Below are 19,246 nucleotides of genomic sequence, written 5' to 3' on the forward strand. Positions count from 1 at the left end.
GCTGAACGATGCGTGTGTTGCTGGTTGAAGACGAAGCGAAAACGGCGAATTTTCTCGCCAAGGGCCTGGGTGAGTCCGGCTTTGCCGTGGACGTGGCGCTCAATGGGCTGGATGGGCGCTACCTGATCGAGCAGCAGCCCTATGACCTGGTGATCCTGGACGTCATGCTGCCCGGCCTGAACGGCTGGCAGTTGCTCAAGCTGATTCGTCAGCAAGGCGCGACACCGGTGTTGTTCCTGACCGCCAAGGACGCCATCGAAGACCGTGTGCGTGGGCTGGAGCTGGGCGCCGACGACTACCTGGTGAAGCCGTTCGCCTTCGCCGAACTGCTGGCACGCGTGCGAACGCTGCTGCGCCGGGGCGCGGTGCGCGAGGTCGAGCATTATCAGGTGGCAGACCTGGAGGTGGACGTACTGCGCCGCCGGGTCAGCCGCGGTGGACAGCGCATCAACCTGACCAACAAGGAATTCGCCCTGCTGCAGATGCTGATCGGCCGGCCCGGCGAGGCGCTGTCGCGCACGCTGATCGCCTCTCAGGTGTGGAACCTGAATTTCGACAGCGACACCAACATGGTGGAAGTGGCGGTCCGACGCTTGCGGGCCAAGGTCGACGACCCGTTCATGCCCAAGCTGATTCACACCGTGCGCGGCGTGGGCTACCGGCTGGAGCACCTGGATGAGTGAACGCCGCCACTCCCTGGCCTGGCGCCTGGCGCTGGCCGTGGCGGTGGTCTGCTCACTGGTGATGAGCGTGGTCGCGGTGTTTCTCTACCGTTCGCTGGCGGCCGAGATCGCCTACCGCGACGACATCGCGCTGCTCGGACGGCTCGAGCAGGTGCGTACCCTGCTGCACGACAGCGACAGCCTGGGCGCACTGCAGCAGCGTCCGCAGCTGTATCAGAACATGCTCGGCAATCAGGAAAGCGTGCTGCGCGTACGTCGCGCCGATGGCAGCGTGGTGTTCGAGATCAACCCCCACGGCGAGGCGCTAGGCGATCCACCGCGCATCGGTCTGGCTCGGCAGCCGAGCCGGTCCGACATTCGCCTGGACCACGGCGCCTCGTTGCTGGCCGGCGACGCTGTGGGCCCAGCCGGCGAAGCCTTGACGGTGATGGTCGGAAAACGCCTGCACGAGCGCGAGGCGATCCTGGCCAGCTACCGACTGCGTCTGTACCTGGCAGTGGCTGCCGGGGCGCTGCTGGCCTGGGTCATCGGCCTGTTGCTGGTGCGTCGTGCCCTGACGCCGTTGCGCGAAATGGCCGACGCGCTGGCGTTGATCGATCTGCGCAATCTGCACCGGCGACTGGCCGATACCGCCGCGCCGGTGGAGCTGCAGGCACCGATCCAGGCGCTCAACGGCATGCTGGTGCGGCTCGAACAGGGCTTCGAACGGCTGTCGCAGTTCTCCGCAGACCTCGCCCATGAAATCCGCACGCCGCTGCATAACCTGTTGGGCAGCACCGGCCAGGCACTCAACCAGCCTCGTAGCGTGGACGAATACCGGGAACTGCTCGGCTCTAACATCGAAGAGTACGAGCGGCTGAACCGCATGGTGGAAAACCTGCTGTTTCTGGCACGTGCCGACCACGGGCAGCGGCCGGTGCACTTGCAGGCCATTGACCTCACCCACCTGGGCGAAGAGCTCTGTGATTATTTCCAGCTGCTCGCCGACGAGCGTGGTGCCGCTCTGCAGCACGCGCTGCACGGCACCCTGCAGACCGACCTGCAATTGCTGCAGCGGGCTCTGGGCAACCTGCTCGCCAACGCGGTCCGCCATGCCCGCCCCGGCACCACGGTGCTGCTCAGCCGCCACGACGAGGCTGGGTTCGTTGGTCTGACGGTGCGTAACGAAGGCGACACCATTGCACCCGAGCATCTGGCGCGATTGTTCGATCGTTTCTTCCGCGTCGACCCGTCGCGCACGGAACCGGGAGACTCGGGTGGCCTGGGCCTGGCAATCGTGCAGTCGATCATGGTTCTGGTGGGCGGCAGCGTCAGTGTCCACAGCGCTGAAGGCGTGACCAGCTTCACTTTGAGTTTTCCCGATAAAGGCGCTTTGGAGTCGTGAAACGCAGGGTCATAGCGACACTTCATCGGCTGGATAGAAAATATCTCTGAGCAATACCGGTTTGCCTGCGGTCGATTTCCATAGTGGTTACAGACCCAATCCCGCAAACCCGTACCAGGAGATTTCAAATGGCCGTTGCCAATGTGAAACAGGAACTCAAGACCGTATCGTCCGTGAAGGCCAAGGCCGAGAAAGGCGAAGGCGCCAGCTTGCAGAACCAGGCCCAGGTCGGTCAGGAACTGGCAGTATTGCTGTCTGACGTGTTCGCGCTGTACATCAAGACCAAAAATTACCACTGGCACATGAAAGGTTCGCACTTCCGCGACTATCATTTGCTGCTGGAAGAGCAAGCGACCCAGATCTACGCCATCACCGACGTGATTGCCGAGCGCGCCCGCAAGATCGGCGAGCCGACCGTACGTTCGCTGGAGCAGATGGTGCAACTCAAGCGCCTGGCCAGCAGCGAAGTGGCTGACCTGTCGCCAGAAGACATGCTGACCGAGCTGCATGACGACAACCAGTCGCTGGCTGCCTACATGCGTACCACCCACGGCGTCACCGACGAAGCCAACGACCTGTCCACTACCAGCCTGTTGGAAGAGTGGATCGACCAGGCCGAAGAACGCGCCTGGTTCCTGGGTCAGACCGTCGGCAAGTAATGCCTGTGGTGGGTGTTTGACGCTGGCATCAGCCCCGCGTCACTACATCAGTGAGCATGAGCGTGGTCGGGGGCATTCAGTGCCCTGGCCACGGCTTCGACTTCCAGAGTTTCCTCCTCCCCTTGTGCGTTCTTGATCTTCAAGGTCAATGGCACCGCGTCGCCCTCCTTCACCTGCGTTATCAAACCCATCAGCATCACGTGATAGCTATTGGCATCGAATACCACGGGCTCGCCCGCAGGCAGGCTGACTTCGTCGACCGGGAGCATGCTCATGACGTCGCCGTTCATGGTCGACTGGTGGATTTGCGTGTCTTTGGCGACGGGTGACTGGACGCTGATCAGGGTGCTGTCGGAGTCCGCTGTGAGGGTCATGAACGCACCTGTAGCGGGTTGCCCTGGCACAGTGGCGCGCGCCCAGGCATCTTCGACCGTGGTCTGGGCCATGGCGTAGCCGGTCAGGCTCAGGGCTGCGACGAGCGTGGCGAGTTGGCGGACGGTGTTCTTCTTGGCAACGGGTTTCATCAGCAGACTTCCATTACGGTGAGCAGATCCTCGGCGCACTCTTGTGCGGTGAGGGAATGGGACAACCCCAGGCGCAGCACGCCGCGGGAGTCGAAGACGTAACTGGTCGAGGTGTGGGAGATGGTGTAGGTGTCGCCGATCGAGACCTTTTCGTAGAACACCTTGAACTCCTTGGCGACATCGGCGGTTTGTTCCAGGGTGCCGCGCAGGGCCACGAAGGTGGGGTCGAAAAGCTTGACGTAGGCGTCGAGCACTTCGGGGGTGTCGCGCTCGGGGTCCAGGGTGATGAAGATCACCTGCAGGCGGTCGCCGTCACGGCCCATCAGCTTCTTGGCCTGGACCGCCCGCGCAAGCGTGGTCGGGCAGACGGCCGGGCACTGGGTGAAGCCGAAGAAGACCATGGGCATCATGCCGCGGAAGCTGGACAGGGTCTTCTCGTTGCCTTGCGGATCCTTGAGCCGGAACGTGCGGCCGAGGATCTCGTTGCTCAGGTCTTTGCCGTGCTTGAACGACAGCTTGTTGCTGTCGCCACATCCGGCCAGCGCGCCGAGACCGAGGATGCCCATGCCGGCGAGTACTCGACGGCGGGTCGGAAAATCGTTCATGCCATTGTGCCCTCTGGAGAGGGCCGCAGTTTAAAGGCCAACGCTACGCTTGGGCACCGCAACCTGTCACATTTTGTTTAATCGCGGCCGATGATCGCTCCTATGGATGTACCGAGATTCCACGTAGGAGCGGTCCGTGGCCGCGAAAAGGGCAGCGCGGTCATTCAGGCATACCGCGTCGCGCCCTTCGCGGCCGGTGACCGCTCCTACGGAGGTGCCGGGATTCCACGTAGGAGCGGTCCGTGGCCGCGAAAAGGGCAGCGCGGTCATTCAGGCATACCGCGTCACGCCCTTCGCGGCCGATGACCGTTCCTACGGAGGTAACGTGACTCGCCGCACTTCTAAAAGACCGACCAGCCGATCCGTTCGCTGAGCAGTTCGAGGGCCGCCATGCCGGCCAGGGAATTTCCGGCAGGATTGAGCTCCGGCGACCAGACGCAGACGGTGAACTGCCCCGGTACCACTGCGACGATGCCGCCACCCACGCCGCTCTTGCCAGGCAAGCCGACGCGGTAGGCGAAGTTGCCGGCCTCGTCATACAAACCGCTGGTGGCCATGATCGAGTTGACCTGCTGGGTTTGGCGCCGACTCAACACCTGCTCGCCACTGTGCTTGCAGTAGCCATCATTGGCCAGGAAGCAGAACGCGCGAGCCAGGTCGACGCAGTCCATGCGCAGTGCGCAGTGGCTGAAATAGCTGCGCAGCACGGCCTCGACATCGTTGTGAAAATTGTCGAACGACTTCATCAGGTAGGCCATGGCAGCGTTGCGCGCGCGGTGCTGGTACTCCGACTCCGCCACCCGACCGTCGACGATCACCTGGGGGTTGCCCGACAGTCGTCGGGCCAGGTCACGCATGGACAGCGCCGGTGCGGCAAAGCGCGACTGGTTGATATCGCAGATCACCAGCGCACCGGCATTGATGAACGGGTTACGCGGCCGACCGCGCTCGAACTCCAGCTGCACCAGGGAATTGAAGGGTTGTCCGGAGGGTTCGTGACCCAGGCGCTGCCAGATGTCTTCGCCCGAATGGCCAATCGCCTGGACCAGACTGAACACCTTGGAGATGCTCTGAATGGAAAACGGAGTGTGCGCATCGCCTGCGCTGAACACCTCGCCGTCGTTGCCATACACGGCGATGCCCAGCTGCGCGGCAGGCACATCGGCCAGTGCCGGGATGTAATCGGCAACCTTGCCTTGTCCGATCAGGGGGCGGACGGCATCCAGTATCTCAACCAAAAGCGCTTGCATCGGGCTACTCGCATCAAGGGATCAAGCCATAGACGGCCGCTCTCGCCTACGAATCACAGCCCTCCTGTGGGAGCGGGCTCTGCCCGCGAAGAATGGCACGCGGTGAACCGGTAAAACCGCAGCGCACCCTTCGCGGCCACAGACCGCTCCTACAAGGGATTGCGCTTCCCCTGTAGGAGCGGTCATCGGCCGCGAAGGGCGTTATGCGGTAGGCCGGTCAGCGATAACCCCGCGCCTGCAGGTCGAACAGTTGCGCGTAGCGTCCGCGCTGGGCCATCAATTGTTCATGATCGCCGCGCTCCAGCACCCTGCCCTGTTCCAGCACCACGATATGATCGGCGTTGCGCACGCTTGAAAAGCGATGGGAAATCAGCAGCGTCATGCGGCCCTGGGCGTACTCGCGAAAATGCTCGAACACTGCCGCTTCCGCGCTGGCATCCAGCGCTGCGGTGGGCTCATCGAGTATCAGGATGTCGGCATCGCGGCGCATATAGGCGCGGGACAGGGCCAACTTCTGCCATTGCCCGCCGGACAGCTCCTGGCCGCCCGCGAACCAGCGTCCCAACTGCGTGGCATAGCCGTGCTCCAGACCTTCGATGAACGGCTCGGCCGTGCCCTGCACCGCTGCCTCGCGCCAGCGCTGCGTGTCGTCGAACGCGCGCGTATCACCGACCCCCAGGTTTTCCCCGACACTGAACTGATAGCGGATGAAATCCTGGAAAATCACGCCGATACGCTGACGCAGCGCGTCTTCCTGCCATTCCTGCAGGTCGCTGCCGTCGAGCAGGATGCGCCCCTGGTCCGGACGGTACAGACGCGTCAGCAGCTTGATCAAAGTGGTCTTGCCCGACCCGTTTTCGCCCACCAGCGCCAGGCTCTTGCCAGGTACCAGGTGCAGGTCGATGCCTTGCAACGTCGCGCGGCTCGCGCCGGGATAGCTGAAACCCAGCCCTTCGCAGCGCAGGCCATCGCCGGGCTTTACGCCCTGGGTGATATCGCCTTGCGCAGGCTGCACCGGGTAGGCCAGGTAGTCATACAGGTCAGCCAGGTAGAGGCCGTCCTCATACAAGCCGCCGATCGCCGTGAGGCTGCTGCTCACCGCACTCTGGCCCTGCTTGAACAACACCAGGTACATGGTCATCTGGCCCAGGGTGATATGGCCGTTCACCGTATCGATGACGATCCAAGCGTAGGCCAGGTAGAACGCCGCCGTACCCAGCAGCCCCAGCACGAAGCCCCAGCCGTCACGGCGCAAGGTCAGCCGGCGGTCCTCGCTGTACAGTTTGGTGAAGGTGTCGCGGTAGCGCTGCAGCAACAACGGCGCAAAACCGAACAGTTTCACCTCCTTGATATAGCCTTCGTGGGAAAGCAACGTTTCGATGTAGTTATGCCGACGCGTCTCCGGTGCGCGACGACTGAACAGGCGGAAGGCATCCCCCGAAAAATGCGCTTCGGCAAAGAACACCGGCAACGCGCCGACCACCAGAATCGCCAATGCCCAGGGCGAAAAATGCACCAGCAAGACGCCGAAGCTGACCAGCGAGATCAGATTCTGCACCAGCCCCAGCGACTTGCTCACCAACGCCAGCGGTCGCGTGGACGCTTCGCGGCGCACCCGTACCAGTTTGTCGTAGAACTCCGAATCCTCGAATTGCATCAGCGACAGGGTCTGGGCTTTCTCCAGAATCAGGGTATTGACCTTCTGCCCCAGTTGCACCCGCAGCAGCGCCTGCTGCACGGACAGGCCGCGCTGCGCCGCGGCCAGCAATGCCAGCACGCCGGCTTCCATCAGCACGTAGCGCAGCACTGGCCACAGGGGCGCCGCACCGGTTTGCTGGTGCATCTGCATGGCCGCCACCACCGCATCGACGATGCGCTGGCCCAGCCAGGCGGCCAGTGCCGGCAGGATGCCCGCAGCCAGCGTGGCCAGCACCAACCCCAGCAACAGGCCGGGCGAGGTCGCCCACACCAACTGCAGGGCGCGCCGGGCCTGGCCCAGAAAAGTCTTGAGGCGGGAGAAGGCAGGCATCGACGAAAGCATTCCTTGAACGAGATAAATGGCCGCGGCCATGACACAATTTAGGTTCCAGCCCAAAGTCGACAACTGCGTGGCGGACTTATTCCAGGCACCCATGGTCATTTAACGGATGAATGCATTCAAATCTATCGCCCTACCCGTCTGGTTGCGTCGCGTCCTGCGGCCATTGCTCGATCCCTACCGCCGTTACCGGCATGCCCGCCTGATCCACGCGGCGCGCATCGTCGCCGCCTTGCTGGTGTCCATCCTGCTGACCAGCGGTTTCAGCCTGCCCCACGGCGAATGGGCCTCGGTCACCCTGCTGATCGTCATTGGCGGCCTGCAGCATCACGGCAACATCGGCAAGAAATCGGTCGAACGTGCCTACGGCACGCTCATCGGTGCCGCGCTCGGGCTGGCGGTGGTGGCCCAGCAGAACTACTTCGAAATGCCCATCGTGACCTACCTGCTGATGTCGGTGGCGTGCGGCTTCTTCGCCTACCACGCCATCGGCAAGGGCGGCTATACCGCGCTGCTCTCGGCCATCACCTTGTTCATCGTCGCCGGCCATGGCGATAACCCGATCACCGATGGCCTGTGGCGCACCGTGGACATTCTCATCGGTATCGCCCTGGCGCTGGCGTTCTCATTCGCCCTACCGCTGTATGCGGTGTATTCGTGGCGCTACAACCTGGCCACCGGACTGCGCGGCTGCGCGACCATCCACAGCCGCATTGTCAGCGGCCAGCCGGTGTCGGCCGACGAGCACTTGAAGCTGATGTCCAAGCTCAACGCGAACATGGTCCAGTTGCGCTCGCTGCTGCCGTCGGTGTCCAAGGAAGTGAAGATTTCCATGACCGAGCTGGACGCGATCCAGGGCCACTTCCGCATGTGCCTGAGCACCCTGGAAATCCTCGCCAACCTGCGCCCCAGCGGCACCGACCGCAATGCCATGGCGCAATTGCAGCAGTGCCTGAGCGGTGAACACCGGCATATTCGTCGACAACTGGTAGGCATGGCCCGCGCGCTGCGCGACGGTGCCACCGAGCGGCTCGAGCGCAACTATGCCAGCGTCGATGCCGACGCGCCCAATGTGGTGCCCGGTGAGCTGATCGGCTATCGCCTGTTGACCCTGCAGTTGGTCAACAACCTCGATGGACTGCAGCAGCTGCTGGCCAAGACCGCCGGGCGCTGGAAGATCTGACCTGGGTTGCCGCCATGGGCGGCACACAGCCACTGGATTGAACTCCGCCGGTGTGGGCCGCCTCAAACCTTGCATGAGGCAAGAGCGATGGCCATTCCGGTCCATCACGCCGTTTCGAGGTCGTGCATGAACATCGATAAATTGAGTAGTCACGTCAACAATGGCGAGGTCAGCGAAGTGAACCTGGTGTCCATGGAAGGTGGATCGTACGTGCTGCACGCCATCCTGGAAGGTGTGTCGCAGCCGGTGGCCGATGCCAAGGGTGCGACTCTGCACGTGGCCTCGGTGGAGGAAGCGCGCAAGGTGCTGTCCGGTGTCGCTGATATCAAGCTGTTTCTGGTGCAGGGCAATGCCCACGATGAAATGATCGGCAACCCCGAAGAAGGCCACCAGGTCATGCGCGAAGAAATCCCCCTGCGTTCCAGCCTGTAACCCGCTTTTCTCCGCAACGACGGCGAACTGTCCAATGGCACATCCTTGGATGTGCCATGCTGCATGGCCCCTTCGGGTAACGGACAACCGCCATGAACGCGTTTCTGAATACCCCCTTCCGGGCTGCCCTGCGCAGCGATCCCTGGCTTGCCACCGCCCCCGTACGTGAAGAACTGTTCGGTATCGAACGCCTCGAACAGCATGCCCAGAGCCTGGCTGCTGCGCAGACCGTGAGCGCCCGGCCGCCACGGGTGTTGTCGTTGCAACGTCGCCTCAAGGACAACGCTCAGGTGCTGCTGGTGGCCTACCGGGCCAGCGCGGCGGCGGTGGCCGATGGAATCGCCGTGGTGCCCGCCGCCCAGTGGCTGCTGGACAACTACCCTCTGGTCGAAGAGCACGTCCGCGGTGTCCGCGAGGACCTGCCCGCAGGCTATTACCGGCAATTGCCCAAGCTGGCGAGCGGGCCCTTCGCCGGCTACCCAAGGGTGTTCGGCCTGGCGTGGGCGTTCGTCGCGCATACCGACAGCTTCTTCGATCCAGCGACGCTGCAGCGCTTCATCGACGCCTATCAAAAAGTCCAGCCGCTGACCATCGGCGAGCTGTGGGCGGTGGCGATCACCCTGCGGATCGTGCTGATCGAAAATCTGCGACGGCTGACCGATCAGATCACCGCCGCTGACCTCGCCCGCCTGGATGCCGAAGCTCTGGCCGATCGCCTGTTCGCTGCCGGCTGTGCGCAAAGTGCGCTGGACGACGACATCCGCAGCCGCAGCGCCGAGCCCTTGTCGGAACTGTTCGCCGCGCAACTGGCCAAGCGCCTGCGCGACAAGGACCCGATCACCACCCCGGCCCTGGCCTGGCTTGCACAACGCCTGCACGAACAGAACAGCAGCGTCGGCCAGGCCGTCAGTCACGCCCAGCAGCGCCAGGGTGCCTCCAACCTCAGTGTGCGCAATGTGATCACCAGCCTGCGGCAGATTTCGTCACTGGACTGGGCGCAATGGTTCGAAGACGTCAGCCTGGTGGACGCCAGGCTGCGTGCGGGCAGCCGTTTCGCCGCCATGGATTTCACCACACGCAATCTCTACCGCAGTGCCATCGAACAGTTGGCACGCGGCTCCACCTTTTCCGAACTGCAGATTGCCGAGCAGGCCCTGCAGTTGACCAGCGCCAGGCCCGAGCAGGAACGCGAAGCCGATCCTGGCCACGTACTGATCGCCGAAGGCCGACCGCTGTTGGAAGCGGCGATAGATTTCCATCCATCAGTCGGCTTGCGCTGGCTGCGCTGGCAACGGCAGTTGGGCGTTGGCGGCTATGTCGGCCTGCTGCTGGCACTGACCGCCGGGCTGCTGGCCATCCTGGTGGCACTGCTGCCCGCCGCGCCGGCCCTGTGGCTGACGGCCTTGGTGGTGCTGGGCGCGCTGCCCGCCTCACAGCTGGCCAGCGCCCTGCTCAACCGAGCGGTGACCCGATCCTTCGGCGCCATCGCCCTGCCGGGGCTGGACATGCTCGAAGGCGTGCCCAGCCCATGGCGCAGCCTGGTCGCTGTGCCCACGCTGCTGGGCAGCGAGGCAGATCTGCTGGAAGACATCGAGCAACTGGAAGTGCACTACCTGTCGGGCAACTGTGGCGAGCTGTATTTTGCCTTGCTGGTCGATGGCGGTGACGCCGCTGAACAGCACAGGGACGACGATCAGACCCTGCTCGAGGCCGGCCATGCGGCCGTGGCCACACTCAACCGGCGGCACGGTCCGGGCGAGGCCGGCGCGCGATTCATGCTGCTGCACCGCGAGCGCCGCTACAACCCGGCACAGGGATGCTGGATGGGCTGGGAGCGCAAGCGCGGCAAACTGCACGAGCTCAACCGACTGCTGCGCGGCGATGCGCACACCAGTTTCGGTGAGCAGACCGTGCCGGCAGACGTGCGGCTGGTGATCACCCTGGACGCCGACACACGTCTGCCCCGCGACGCCGCGCAGAGGCTGGTGGGCAAGTTGGCGCACCCGCTCAACCGACCGCGGCTGAGTCGCGACGGACGCAACGTAGTCACCGGCTACGGCATCCTCCAGCCACGGGTCACGCCGAGCCTGCCGCTCGACGCCGAAGGCTCCCTGTACCAGCGGGTGTTCTCCAGCCCAGGCGGGGTGGACCCCTATGCCGCAGCGGTATCGGACGTCTATCAGGACCTGTTCGGCGAGGGGTCCTACACGGGCAAGGGCATCTACGATGTGGATGCCTTCGAGGCCGCCCTGGACGGCCGTGTACCTGACGACAGCATGCTCAGCCATGACTTGTTCGAAGGGATTCACGCGCGGGCCGGGCTGGTCAGCGAGATCGAAGTGGTCGAAGCCTTTCCGGCGCGGGTCGACGTTGCGATGCGCCGGCAGCACCGTTGGACAAGGGGCGACTGGCAGTTGCTGCCGTGGCTGTTGAAGGCGCAACTGCCGGCACTTGGCCGCTGGAAAATCATCGACAACCTGCGTCGTTCGCTGGTGGCGCCGGCCACTTTGGGCGCCCTGCTGGTCGCCTGGTGCCTGCCTGGGCCGGCGGCCTGGATCGCAACTTTCGCCGTGCTTGCCTGCAGCGCCCTGCCTGCCGTGCTGGCACTGCTCCTGGCCGCGCCGCGCAAGCGCCCGGCGGTACTCTGGCGCAGCCATGGCCAGCGCCTGACCCATGACCTGCGCCTGGCCAGTTGGCAGTTCGTGCTCGACCTGGCGTGGTTGCCCGACCAGGCCTGGTCGATGCTCGATGCCATCTTCCGTAGTGTGTACCGGGTCTTTCACAGCAAGCGCCTGCTGCTGGAATGGACCACTGCCGCTCAGGCCGGCGCAGCGCCGCGCCCGGGCCTTGGCGCACACGCTCGACGCATGGCGCCGGGACTGCTGCTGGCCTTGACCGGTTGCGCCGTCGCACTGGCCAAGGCGCCTGGCAATGCCGCGCTGATCGTGCCGTTTGCCCTGCTGTGGCTGACGGCCCCATTCATCGCACAATGGGTCAGCCGCAGCAGTTCGATCACTCCCTGCGCGCCCGTGAACGCCACACAGGCACAGGACCTGCGGCTGATTGCCCGACGCACCTGGCGCTACTTCGAAACCTTCGTGACGGCCGGTGACAACCACCTGCCGCCCGACAATTTCCAGGAGCAGCCCCACCCGGTGGTTGCCCACCGCACCTCACCGACCAACATGGGCCTGTACCTGCTGGCGGCCGCCAGTGCGCGGGACTTCGGCTGGGCCGGCACCCGCCAGACCTTGCTGCGCCTGGAGGCGAGCCTGGCGGTGATGCAGACGCTGGAACGCTTTCGCGGGCATTTCTACAACTGGTACGACACCCAGGATCTGCGCCCGCTGCCGCCGGTGTACGTGTCGGCGGTCGACAGCGGCAATCTGGCCGGGCATTTGATCGCGTTGGCCAATGCCTGTGAACAGTGGGCCGAGCAAGGTCCGCTGGACCCCTCCTCCGGGCTGCACGACACCCTCCTGCTGGTCATTGAAGAACAAGGGCGCAGCCAGCCGCTGACCCAGATACAGGCGCACCTGCAGACCCCGTTCGACCTCGGTCGACAGGCAGTCGCCAGGCTGTTGGGGGAAATCCCGGACGGCCCTGGGAATGGCGTCTGGCTGCCAGCCTTGAAACAGGCGTTCGCGGCTCACCTGGATGACCGCCAACTGCACGGCGACACCTCGGCGCGCCTGCGAGCGTTGGCCGATAACGCGCGGCGCATGGCCATGGACATGGAGTTCGGCTTTCTGCTCAACCGCAAGCGGCAGTTGCTGTCGATCGGCTACCGCGTCGCCGAGCAGCAACTGGACAGCAACTGCTATGACATGCTGGCTTCCGAGGCACGCCTGGCCAGCCTGTTCGCCATCGCCAAGGGCGATGTCGCCACGCGGCACTGGTTCCGCCTGGGCCGCAGTGCCACACCGTTGGGCAATGGCTCGGCCCTGATCTCCTGGTCCGGGTCGATGTTCGAGTACCTGATGCCGTCCCTGGTGATGCGCGCCCCCGCCGGCAGCCTGCTGACCCAGACACAACGCCTGGTGGTGGAGCGTCAACAGGCCTACGGCAAGTCGCTGGGCATCCCGTGGGGGATTTCCGAATCGGCCTACAATGCGCGCGATCTGGAATTCACCTATCAATACTCCAACTTCGGCGTGCCCGGCCTCGGGCTCAAGCGCGGGCTGGCCGACGACCAGGTCATCGCACCCTATGCCACGGCATTGGCCGCGATGGTCGACGCTCCCGGCGCCTGGGCCAATTTCGCCACCCTGCGCGCGTTGGGCGCGCTCGGCCAGTACGGTTTCTACGAAGCGGTCGACTACACCCCAACACGCTTGCCCGAGGACACTTCGCAGGCAATCGTGTGCAACTACATGGCTCACCACCAGGGCATGACAGTGGTGGCCATCGCTAACGTGCTGCTCGACGGTGCCATGCGCGAGCGCTTTCACCGCGAACCGATGATCCAGGCCAGCGAGCTGTTGTTGCAAGAGCGCATGCCCGCCAATGTCGCAGCCCTGCAAGCCGCTGCCGAACACGGCCATAACGTCGCCGCAGAGACGCTGGAAGGTCGTACCCAGCGCGCCCTCGATGGCCTGCCGGTGGCAGCGCCGATCACTCATCTGCTCTCCAACGGGCGCTATTGCGTGATGTTGACCGGTCTCGGGACTGGCTACAGTCGCTGGCGCGATCTGGCCGTGACGCGCTGGCGCGAAGATCCGGTACTGGACCCGTGGGGCTCGTTCGTGTTCGTGCGTGATCTGGATCGGGACACCCTGTGGTCCGCTGCCGACACCCGTGCGCACGGTTGCCTGGGCGAGGTCACGTTCGCCGAGGACCATGCCCAGTTCATCAGCCACCGCGACGGTTTGACCAGTACATTGACCGTGCTGGTGTCCGGCGAGGACGACAGCGAAGTGCGCTCACTCACCTTGACCAATCGCAGCGAGCGGACCCGCTCCGTGGAGCTGACCACCTACAGCGAACTGGTACTGGGCGCCGCTTCGGCCGACAGCGCTCACCCGGCCTTTGCCAAGTTGTTCGTGGTTACCGAGTACCTGCCCGAATATGCCGCGTTGGTGGCTACCCGGCGGCCGCGCAGCAGCGAGGAGCCGCAGGTCTGGGCCGCTCACTTCGCAGTGCTCGACACGCCGCTGGACGGCCCGGTGCAGTACGAAAGTGACCGCGCCGCCTTTCTCGGCCGCGAGCACACCTTGCTCCAGGCCACCGCCCTGAAGGCCGGCGCAACACTGTCCAACAGCGTCGGCACGGTGCTCGACCCGCTGTTCGCCCTGCGTCACTGCCTCAGCATCGCTCCGGGCCAGAGCGTGGACATCGCCTTCTGGACCGTGGTGGCCGACAGCCGCGAAGCGCTGCTGGGCCTGATCGACAAGCACCATGAGCACAGTGCCTACGAGCGCGCCAAGACCCTGGCCTGGACCCAGGCACAGGTGCAACTGCGCCATCTGGATATCGACGCCGAGGCGGCAGCCGACTTCCAGCGCTTGAGCGCGTCCCTGTTGTACGCCGACGCACGATGGCGCGCACCGGCGCTGAGTATCCTGCGCGGTGCAGGCAGCCAGGCCGGCCTGTGGCCAATGGGCATCTCGGGTGACCTGCCCGTCGTACTGCTGCAGATCGACGACATCGAAGATCTGCCGCAAGTGCGTGAACTGCTGCTGGCCCACGAATACTGGCGAATGAAGCGCCTGAGCGTGGATCTGGTGATCCTCAACGAGCGTGACGCCAGCTATCAGCAGGACCTGCAGATTGCCGTGGAAACCGCAGTGCGCAGCAGTCAATCGCGACCCGGACCCAGCGCGGTATTGAGCCGCGGTACGGTGTACACGCTGCGGGCCGATCTGTTGCCGGGCGATGCGCGCAGCCTGTTGCTGGCCACCGCGCGCCTGGTGCTGCGCGCCCACAGCGGATGCATCAATGCGCAGATCGGCCTGCGTCCGAGCCAGGGCGTACCTGATCGCAAAGCGCAGTGGCCGCAACGGGCGACGAGCGCTGCCGCTACTGCCGGCGCCCCCGAGGCGGCCGAGGAAGTACTGGAGTGTTTCAACGGCCTGGGCGGTTTCGCCGATGAAGGCCGCGAGTACGTCACCCTACTCGACCAGGGCGCATGTACCCCGGCACCCTGGCTGAACGTCATCGCCAATCAGAACTTCGGCTTCCAGGTCTCGACCCAGGGCGCCGGGTACACGTGGGCGCTGAACAGCCGGGAGAACCAGCTCACTCCTTGGGGCAACGACCCGGTGGGCGACGCCAGCGGCGAGGCCCTGTACGTACGCGACAACGCCAATGGCGTCATCACCGGGCCCTGTGCATGGCCCGTGCGTGACGAAGGGCGCTACAGCGCGCGGCACGGGTTCGGCTACAGCCGCTTCGAGCACAGCGCCAACCAGTTGCACATGGGTCTGCTGCAATACGTGCCACTGGAGGACGCCGTCAAGATCAGCCGTCTGAGCGTGCGCAACCTCAGCGACAAACCGCGCCGACTCAGCGTGTTCAGCTACCTGGAATGGGTGCTGGGTACCTCGCGCGCGGCCACCGCTGCGGGGCTCATCAGCGAAGTGGATGCTCGTACCGGGGCCCTGCTGGCACGCAACCCGTGCGCCATCGCCTTTGCCGGACGCGTGGCATTTTCCGACCTGGCCGGTGGTATCGGCCACTGGACGGCCGACCGCACCGAGTTTCTTGGCCGTCACGGCAGCTACGCCGCCCCGGCTGCGCTCGCCTCCTCGGCGCCGTTGGCCGGCGCCAGCGCCGCCGGGCTCGATCCCTGTGCCGCCCAGCAGCATGAAGTGCTGTTGGCAGCCGGGCAGCAGATCGAACTGGTATGGCTGGTTGGCCAGGCGCCGTCGCTGGAACAAGCCCAGCGTCTGGTGCTCAAGTACCGCCACGAACATCTGGACGGTGTGCTGCAACGCGTGCGCGACAGCTGGGCCGACAAGCTCGAAGCCGTGCAGGTGCGCACCCCGGACCGGGCACTGGACATCATGCTCAACGGCTGGTTGCTGTACCAGACCATCGTCTGCCGCCTGTGGGCACGCTCGGCGTTCTACCAGGCCAGTGGCGCCTACGGCTTGCGCGATCAGTTGCAGGATGGCTTGGCCTTGAGCCTGGCAGCACCGCACCTGACCCGCGAACATCTGCTGCGCGCCGCAGGTCGGCAGTTCGTCGAAGGAGACCTGCAGCACTGGTGGCTGCCTCATTCCGGTCAGGGGGTGCGCACCCGCATCAGCGACGACCGGGCCTGGTTGGCTTATTGCACTGCCGAGTACGTTCGCAGCAGTGGCGACGAAGGGGTGCTCGACGCCCCTGTCGCTTTCCTTGAAGGTGAGCCCCTGGCCAGCGGCGAAACCGATCGCTTCTTCCTGCCGCAAACCGCTGCGTCATCCGCTTCCCTGTACGAGCACTGCGCCCTGGCGCTGGACTGCGGCCTGGAGCAGATGGGCGACATGGGTCTGCCGCTGATCGGCAGCGGCGACTGGAACGATGGCATGAACCGGGTGGGTGAACAGGGTCGCGGCCAGAGTGTCTGGCTGGGCTGGATGCTGCTGGCCAGCCTGGAGCGCTTCATCCCCTTGGCCGCCCGGCGCGACTGCCCGCGGGCACAGCGCTGGCAGCAAGCCTACCTGCAGTTGCAGACCGCGCTGGAAACCCACGCGTGGGATGGCCAGTGGTATCGCCGCGCAACGTTCGACGATGGCACGTGGCTGGGCGCCGACGGCAATCCGGAATGTCGCATCGACTCGATCGCACAGAGCTGGGCCGTGCTGTCCGGCGCCGCGCAGCCCGAACGAGCCCAGCAGGCCATGAGCGCAGTGAATGAACATCTGGTGCGACCGGCAGACGGCATCGCGCTGCTGTTCACTCCGCCGTTCGAGCACTCGCCGCACGATCCCGGCTACTTGATGGCGTACCCACCCGGTCTGCGCGAAAACGGCGGGCAATACAGCCATGCGGCCATGTGGGCAATCCTGGCCTTCGCCAGGCAGCACCGCGGTGATGAGGCACTGGCGTTGATCGACCTGCTCAATCCCATCAACCATGCGTTGGACGCCGCCAGCGTGCAACGCTACAAGGTCGAGCCGTACGTGATCGCCGCGGATGTCTATTCGGTTGCGCCCCATGTCGGGCGTGGCGGTTGGACCTGGTACACCGGCTCGGCCAGCTGGATGTACCGCGCCGGCATCGAGGGCATTCTCGGTGTGCGCCGCGAGGGACAATGGCTGCTGCTCGACCCTGGTGTCGCGGCCCGGTGGGCAGGGTTCAGCGTGCAGGTTCGCGTACCCGGCGGGCACGTGCACATCAGTGTGGAGCGCAGCGACGACGGTGGTCGTGGCTGCCTGCTGGACGGTAAGCCACTGGTGCTGGATGAAGGTGTCGCGCGCATCCCATTGGCACCGCATCTGGTCCACTACACCCTGTAGGCAGCGCCTGGCTGGGCACGCTGGCCATCGGCCCAGCGTACCCAGCCGGGGCGCTTTACTTCGTCACCACGCACTCATAGGATGACTGACTACAACAACAAAGCCGAGGTTCTTCCATGCGTAAACATCTGCTTCTTGCCGCCGCCATCGGCTGCGCCGGCGGCCTGGCCCAGGCCAGTACCTTCGCCTATATCTCGAGCCCCGAGGACGGCATGATTTCCCAGTACCGCCTGGACGAAAACACCGGATCGCTGACGCTGGTGCACCAGACTCACGCGGGCGACCAGGTCAATCCCATGGCCCTGAGCCCCGACGGTTCGACCTTGTACGCCGCCCTTCGGGTCAAGCCGTTCCGCGTCATGGCCTATCGCATCGACCCGGCCAGCGGCCAACTGGACGCCGCCGCCGAAGCCCCGCTGGCAGCCAGCCTGGCCTACCTGAGCACCGACCGTACCGGCCGCTACCTGATGGGTGCTTCCTATGGCGGCAATGTGCTGACCGTACAACCCATAGATGCCGAGCACCGTCCCGGCGAAGACATCAAGGTCTACCCGACCGGCCCCTACGCCCACTCCGTGCGCAGCGACCCCAGCAACCGTTTCGTCTACGCAGGCAATCTGGGCGTGGACCAGGTGTTGCAATTCACGCTGGACGACAGCAGCGGCGCCCTGGAACCCATCGGTAACGGCCATGCCTCGGTCACCGCCGGCAGCGGCCCGCGGCATATCGCGTTCGCGCCAGGCGGCAAGTTTCTATACGTGGTGGGCGAGCTGAGCGGTACGGTCGACAGCTTTTCCATCGACGCGCAGACCGGGGCCCTGACCAAGGTCGCCCATGTCGAAGGCGTGCCCAAGTCGCTGAGCCTGGCGCACGGCGAGATTCGCAATGCCGGCAACAACGATCTCAAGGATGATCCGACACCACGTATCTGGGCTGCGGACATTCGCGTATCGCCTGACGGTCAGCTGATCTACATCACTGAACGCACCACCAGTTCGGTCTCGGCGTTCAAGGCCGATCCCGCCAGCGGCACGCTGAGCTTCCAGGGCAACTACCCGCTGCAGGAGAAGCAGCCGCGCAACATCGCTTTCTCGCCCAGCGGACGCTGGTTGCTGGTGACCGGGGAAAAGGCCGACAAGGTGGGCAGCTATGCCGTGGGCGCAGCGGGTGCGCTGACCCGTACGGCAGAAGCGCCTTCTGGCAAAGGCGCATTGTGGATCGAGATGTTGAACCTGCCGGGCGCTTGACCGGCTGCTGCTTGATCGGCTGCTAGGTGCGCGTGCGGCCGATCCATTCGACCGCCGTGCGCCAGAAGCACACACCCAGGAAGTACGCCGACATCAAGCTCCACAGACCCATGGCCACCGGGTTGCTGGCGGGGTGGTTGAGGATCAGCACGAAGGTGCACAGCAACCAGATCGACGTCACTGCGATGTTGACCGCCATGAAACGGCGAACCCGGAACGGGTGCAGGAACTTCATCTTGGTGACGGTCAGCAGCGCCAGCCCGACAACGGTGAGCAGCGCGATCCACGGCGACGGCGAGATGATGTACATGCACAGCGCCACTACGTTCCAGGCCGCGGGAAAGCCGACGAAGTAGTTGTCCTTGCTCTTCATGTTGACGTTGCAGAAGCAGAACAACGACGACACCAGAATGATGCTGACGGTGATCAGCAAGGTGAATTCGGGCAGTGGAATGTAGCGATAGATGAACAGTGCCGGAATGAACACGTACGTCAGGTAATCGATGACCAGATCGAGTGTCGAGCCATCGAAGTGCGGCAGCAACGACTGGGTATTGAGCTTGCGTGCCAGTGCACCGTCGACGCCGTCGACCACCAGCGCCAGGCCCAGCCACAGCAGGCAGATTTTCGGCTGGCCGTCGAACAGCGCCAGTGTGGCAAGAAAGGCCAGCACCACGCCGGTGGCGGTGAAGCCGTGGGCGCCCCATGCTTTGAGCGTGGCCGAGGGTCTGATCAGTATCACGGGGTGTTCTCCAGGAAGTAGACGGGCCATGACAACCGCTGGCAGGTATCCACAGCAT

The 19,246-nt window shown here is 64.7% G+C and carries 12 protein-coding genes; 7 read left to right on the forward strand and 5 right to left on the reverse strand.

Annotated elements, in window-relative coordinates; genetic code table 11:
- Positions 1-8 precede the first annotated feature (8 nt).
- The 3 genes from IFT76_RS01080 (at position 9) to IFT76_RS01090 (ending at position 2,726) form a co-directional block, all read left to right on the forward strand.
- Complete coding sequence (locus IFT76_RS01080) at positions 9-683, forward strand: heavy metal response regulator transcription factor (protein WP_192057147.1); 675 nt, start codon at positions 9-11, stop codon at positions 681-683.
- The gene (locus IFT76_RS01085; protein ID WP_192057148.1) at positions 676-2,067 is read left to right on the forward strand and encodes a heavy metal sensor histidine kinase; all 1,392 of its coding nucleotides are present in this window, start codon (positions 676-678) and stop codon (positions 2,065-2,067) included. Before IFT76_RS01080 ends, IFT76_RS01085 begins: the two co-directional genes overlap by 8 nt.
- A gap of 128 nt (positions 2,068-2,195) precedes the next feature.
- A complete protein-coding gene (locus IFT76_RS01090) occupies positions 2,196-2,726 on the forward strand; it encodes a Dps family protein (protein WP_122476990.1) in 531 nt (176 codons plus the stop codon).
- 47 nt (positions 2,727-2,773) lie between these two features.
- Here the strand turns inward: IFT76_RS01090 and IFT76_RS01095 are convergent, their stop codons facing one another.
- From IFT76_RS01095 to IFT76_RS01110, 4 genes are all read right to left on the reverse strand, one after another.
- A complete protein-coding gene (locus tag IFT76_RS01095) occupies positions 2,774-3,250 on the reverse strand; it encodes a copper chaperone PCu(A)C (RefSeq protein WP_192057149.1) in 477 nt (158 codons plus the stop codon).
- Positions 3,250-3,855, reverse strand: coding sequence for an SCO family protein (locus IFT76_RS01100; protein WP_192057150.1), 606 nt, complete (start codon positions 3,853-3,855; stop codon positions 3,250-3,252). Before IFT76_RS01100 ends, IFT76_RS01095 begins: the two co-directional genes overlap by 1 nt.
- Positions 3,856-4,196: 341 nt before the next feature.
- Positions 4,197-5,105 carry a glutaminase B gene (gene glsB, locus IFT76_RS01105; RefSeq protein WP_122476984.1) on the reverse strand — a complete coding sequence of 303 codons (909 nt, stop codon included), beginning with the start codon at positions 5,103-5,105 and terminating at the stop codon, positions 4,197-4,199.
- A gap of 217 nt (positions 5,106-5,322) precedes the next feature.
- The gene (locus IFT76_RS01110; protein ID WP_192057151.1) at positions 5,323-7,134 is read right to left on the reverse strand and encodes an ABC transporter ATP-binding protein; all 1,812 of its coding nucleotides are present in this window, start codon (positions 7,132-7,134) and stop codon (positions 5,323-5,325) included.
- 118 nt (positions 7,135-7,252) lie between these two features.
- Between IFT76_RS01110 and IFT76_RS01115 the strand changes: the two genes are divergently transcribed.
- The 4 genes from IFT76_RS01115 to IFT76_RS01130 all read left to right on the forward strand — a co-directional run bounded on the left by IFT76_RS01115 (position 7,253) and on the right by IFT76_RS01130 (position 18,446).
- Positions 7,253-8,326 carry an FUSC family protein gene (locus IFT76_RS01115; protein ID WP_192056286.1) on the forward strand — a complete coding sequence of 358 codons (1,074 nt, stop codon included), beginning with the start codon at positions 7,253-7,255 and terminating at the stop codon, positions 8,324-8,326.
- A 126-nt stretch (positions 8,327-8,452) separates the two neighbouring features.
- The gene (locus tag IFT76_RS01120) at positions 8,453-8,758 is read left to right on the forward strand and encodes a DUF6482 family protein (RefSeq protein ID WP_122477040.1); all 306 of its coding nucleotides are present in this window, start codon (positions 8,453-8,455) and stop codon (positions 8,756-8,758) included.
- Between the two features lie 92 nt (positions 8,759-8,850).
- The gene (locus IFT76_RS01125; RefSeq protein ID WP_192057152.1) at positions 8,851-17,199 is read left to right on the forward strand and encodes a GH36-type glycosyl hydrolase domain-containing protein; all 8,349 of its coding nucleotides are present in this window, start codon (positions 8,851-8,853) and stop codon (positions 17,197-17,199) included.
- Between the two features lie 116 nt (positions 17,200-17,315).
- Entirely contained in the window at positions 17,316-18,446 is a 1,131-nt protein-coding gene (locus tag IFT76_RS01130; RefSeq protein ID WP_192057153.1) for a lactonase family protein, read from the forward strand.
- 22 nt (positions 18,447-18,468) lie between these two features.
- Here IFT76_RS01130 and pcsA read toward each other — a convergent pair whose 3' ends face one another.
- Positions 18,469-19,188, reverse strand: coding sequence for a phosphatidylcholine synthase (gene pcsA, locus IFT76_RS01135; RefSeq protein WP_240998720.1), 720 nt, complete (start codon positions 19,186-19,188; stop codon positions 18,469-18,471).
- Positions 19,189-19,246 lie beyond the last annotated feature (58 nt).

This window comes from Pseudomonas sp. CFBP 13727, assembly GCF_014841915.1.
GTDB classification, from domain to species: Bacteria; Pseudomonadota; Gammaproteobacteria; order Pseudomonadales; family Pseudomonadaceae; genus Aquipseudomonas; species Aquipseudomonas baltica.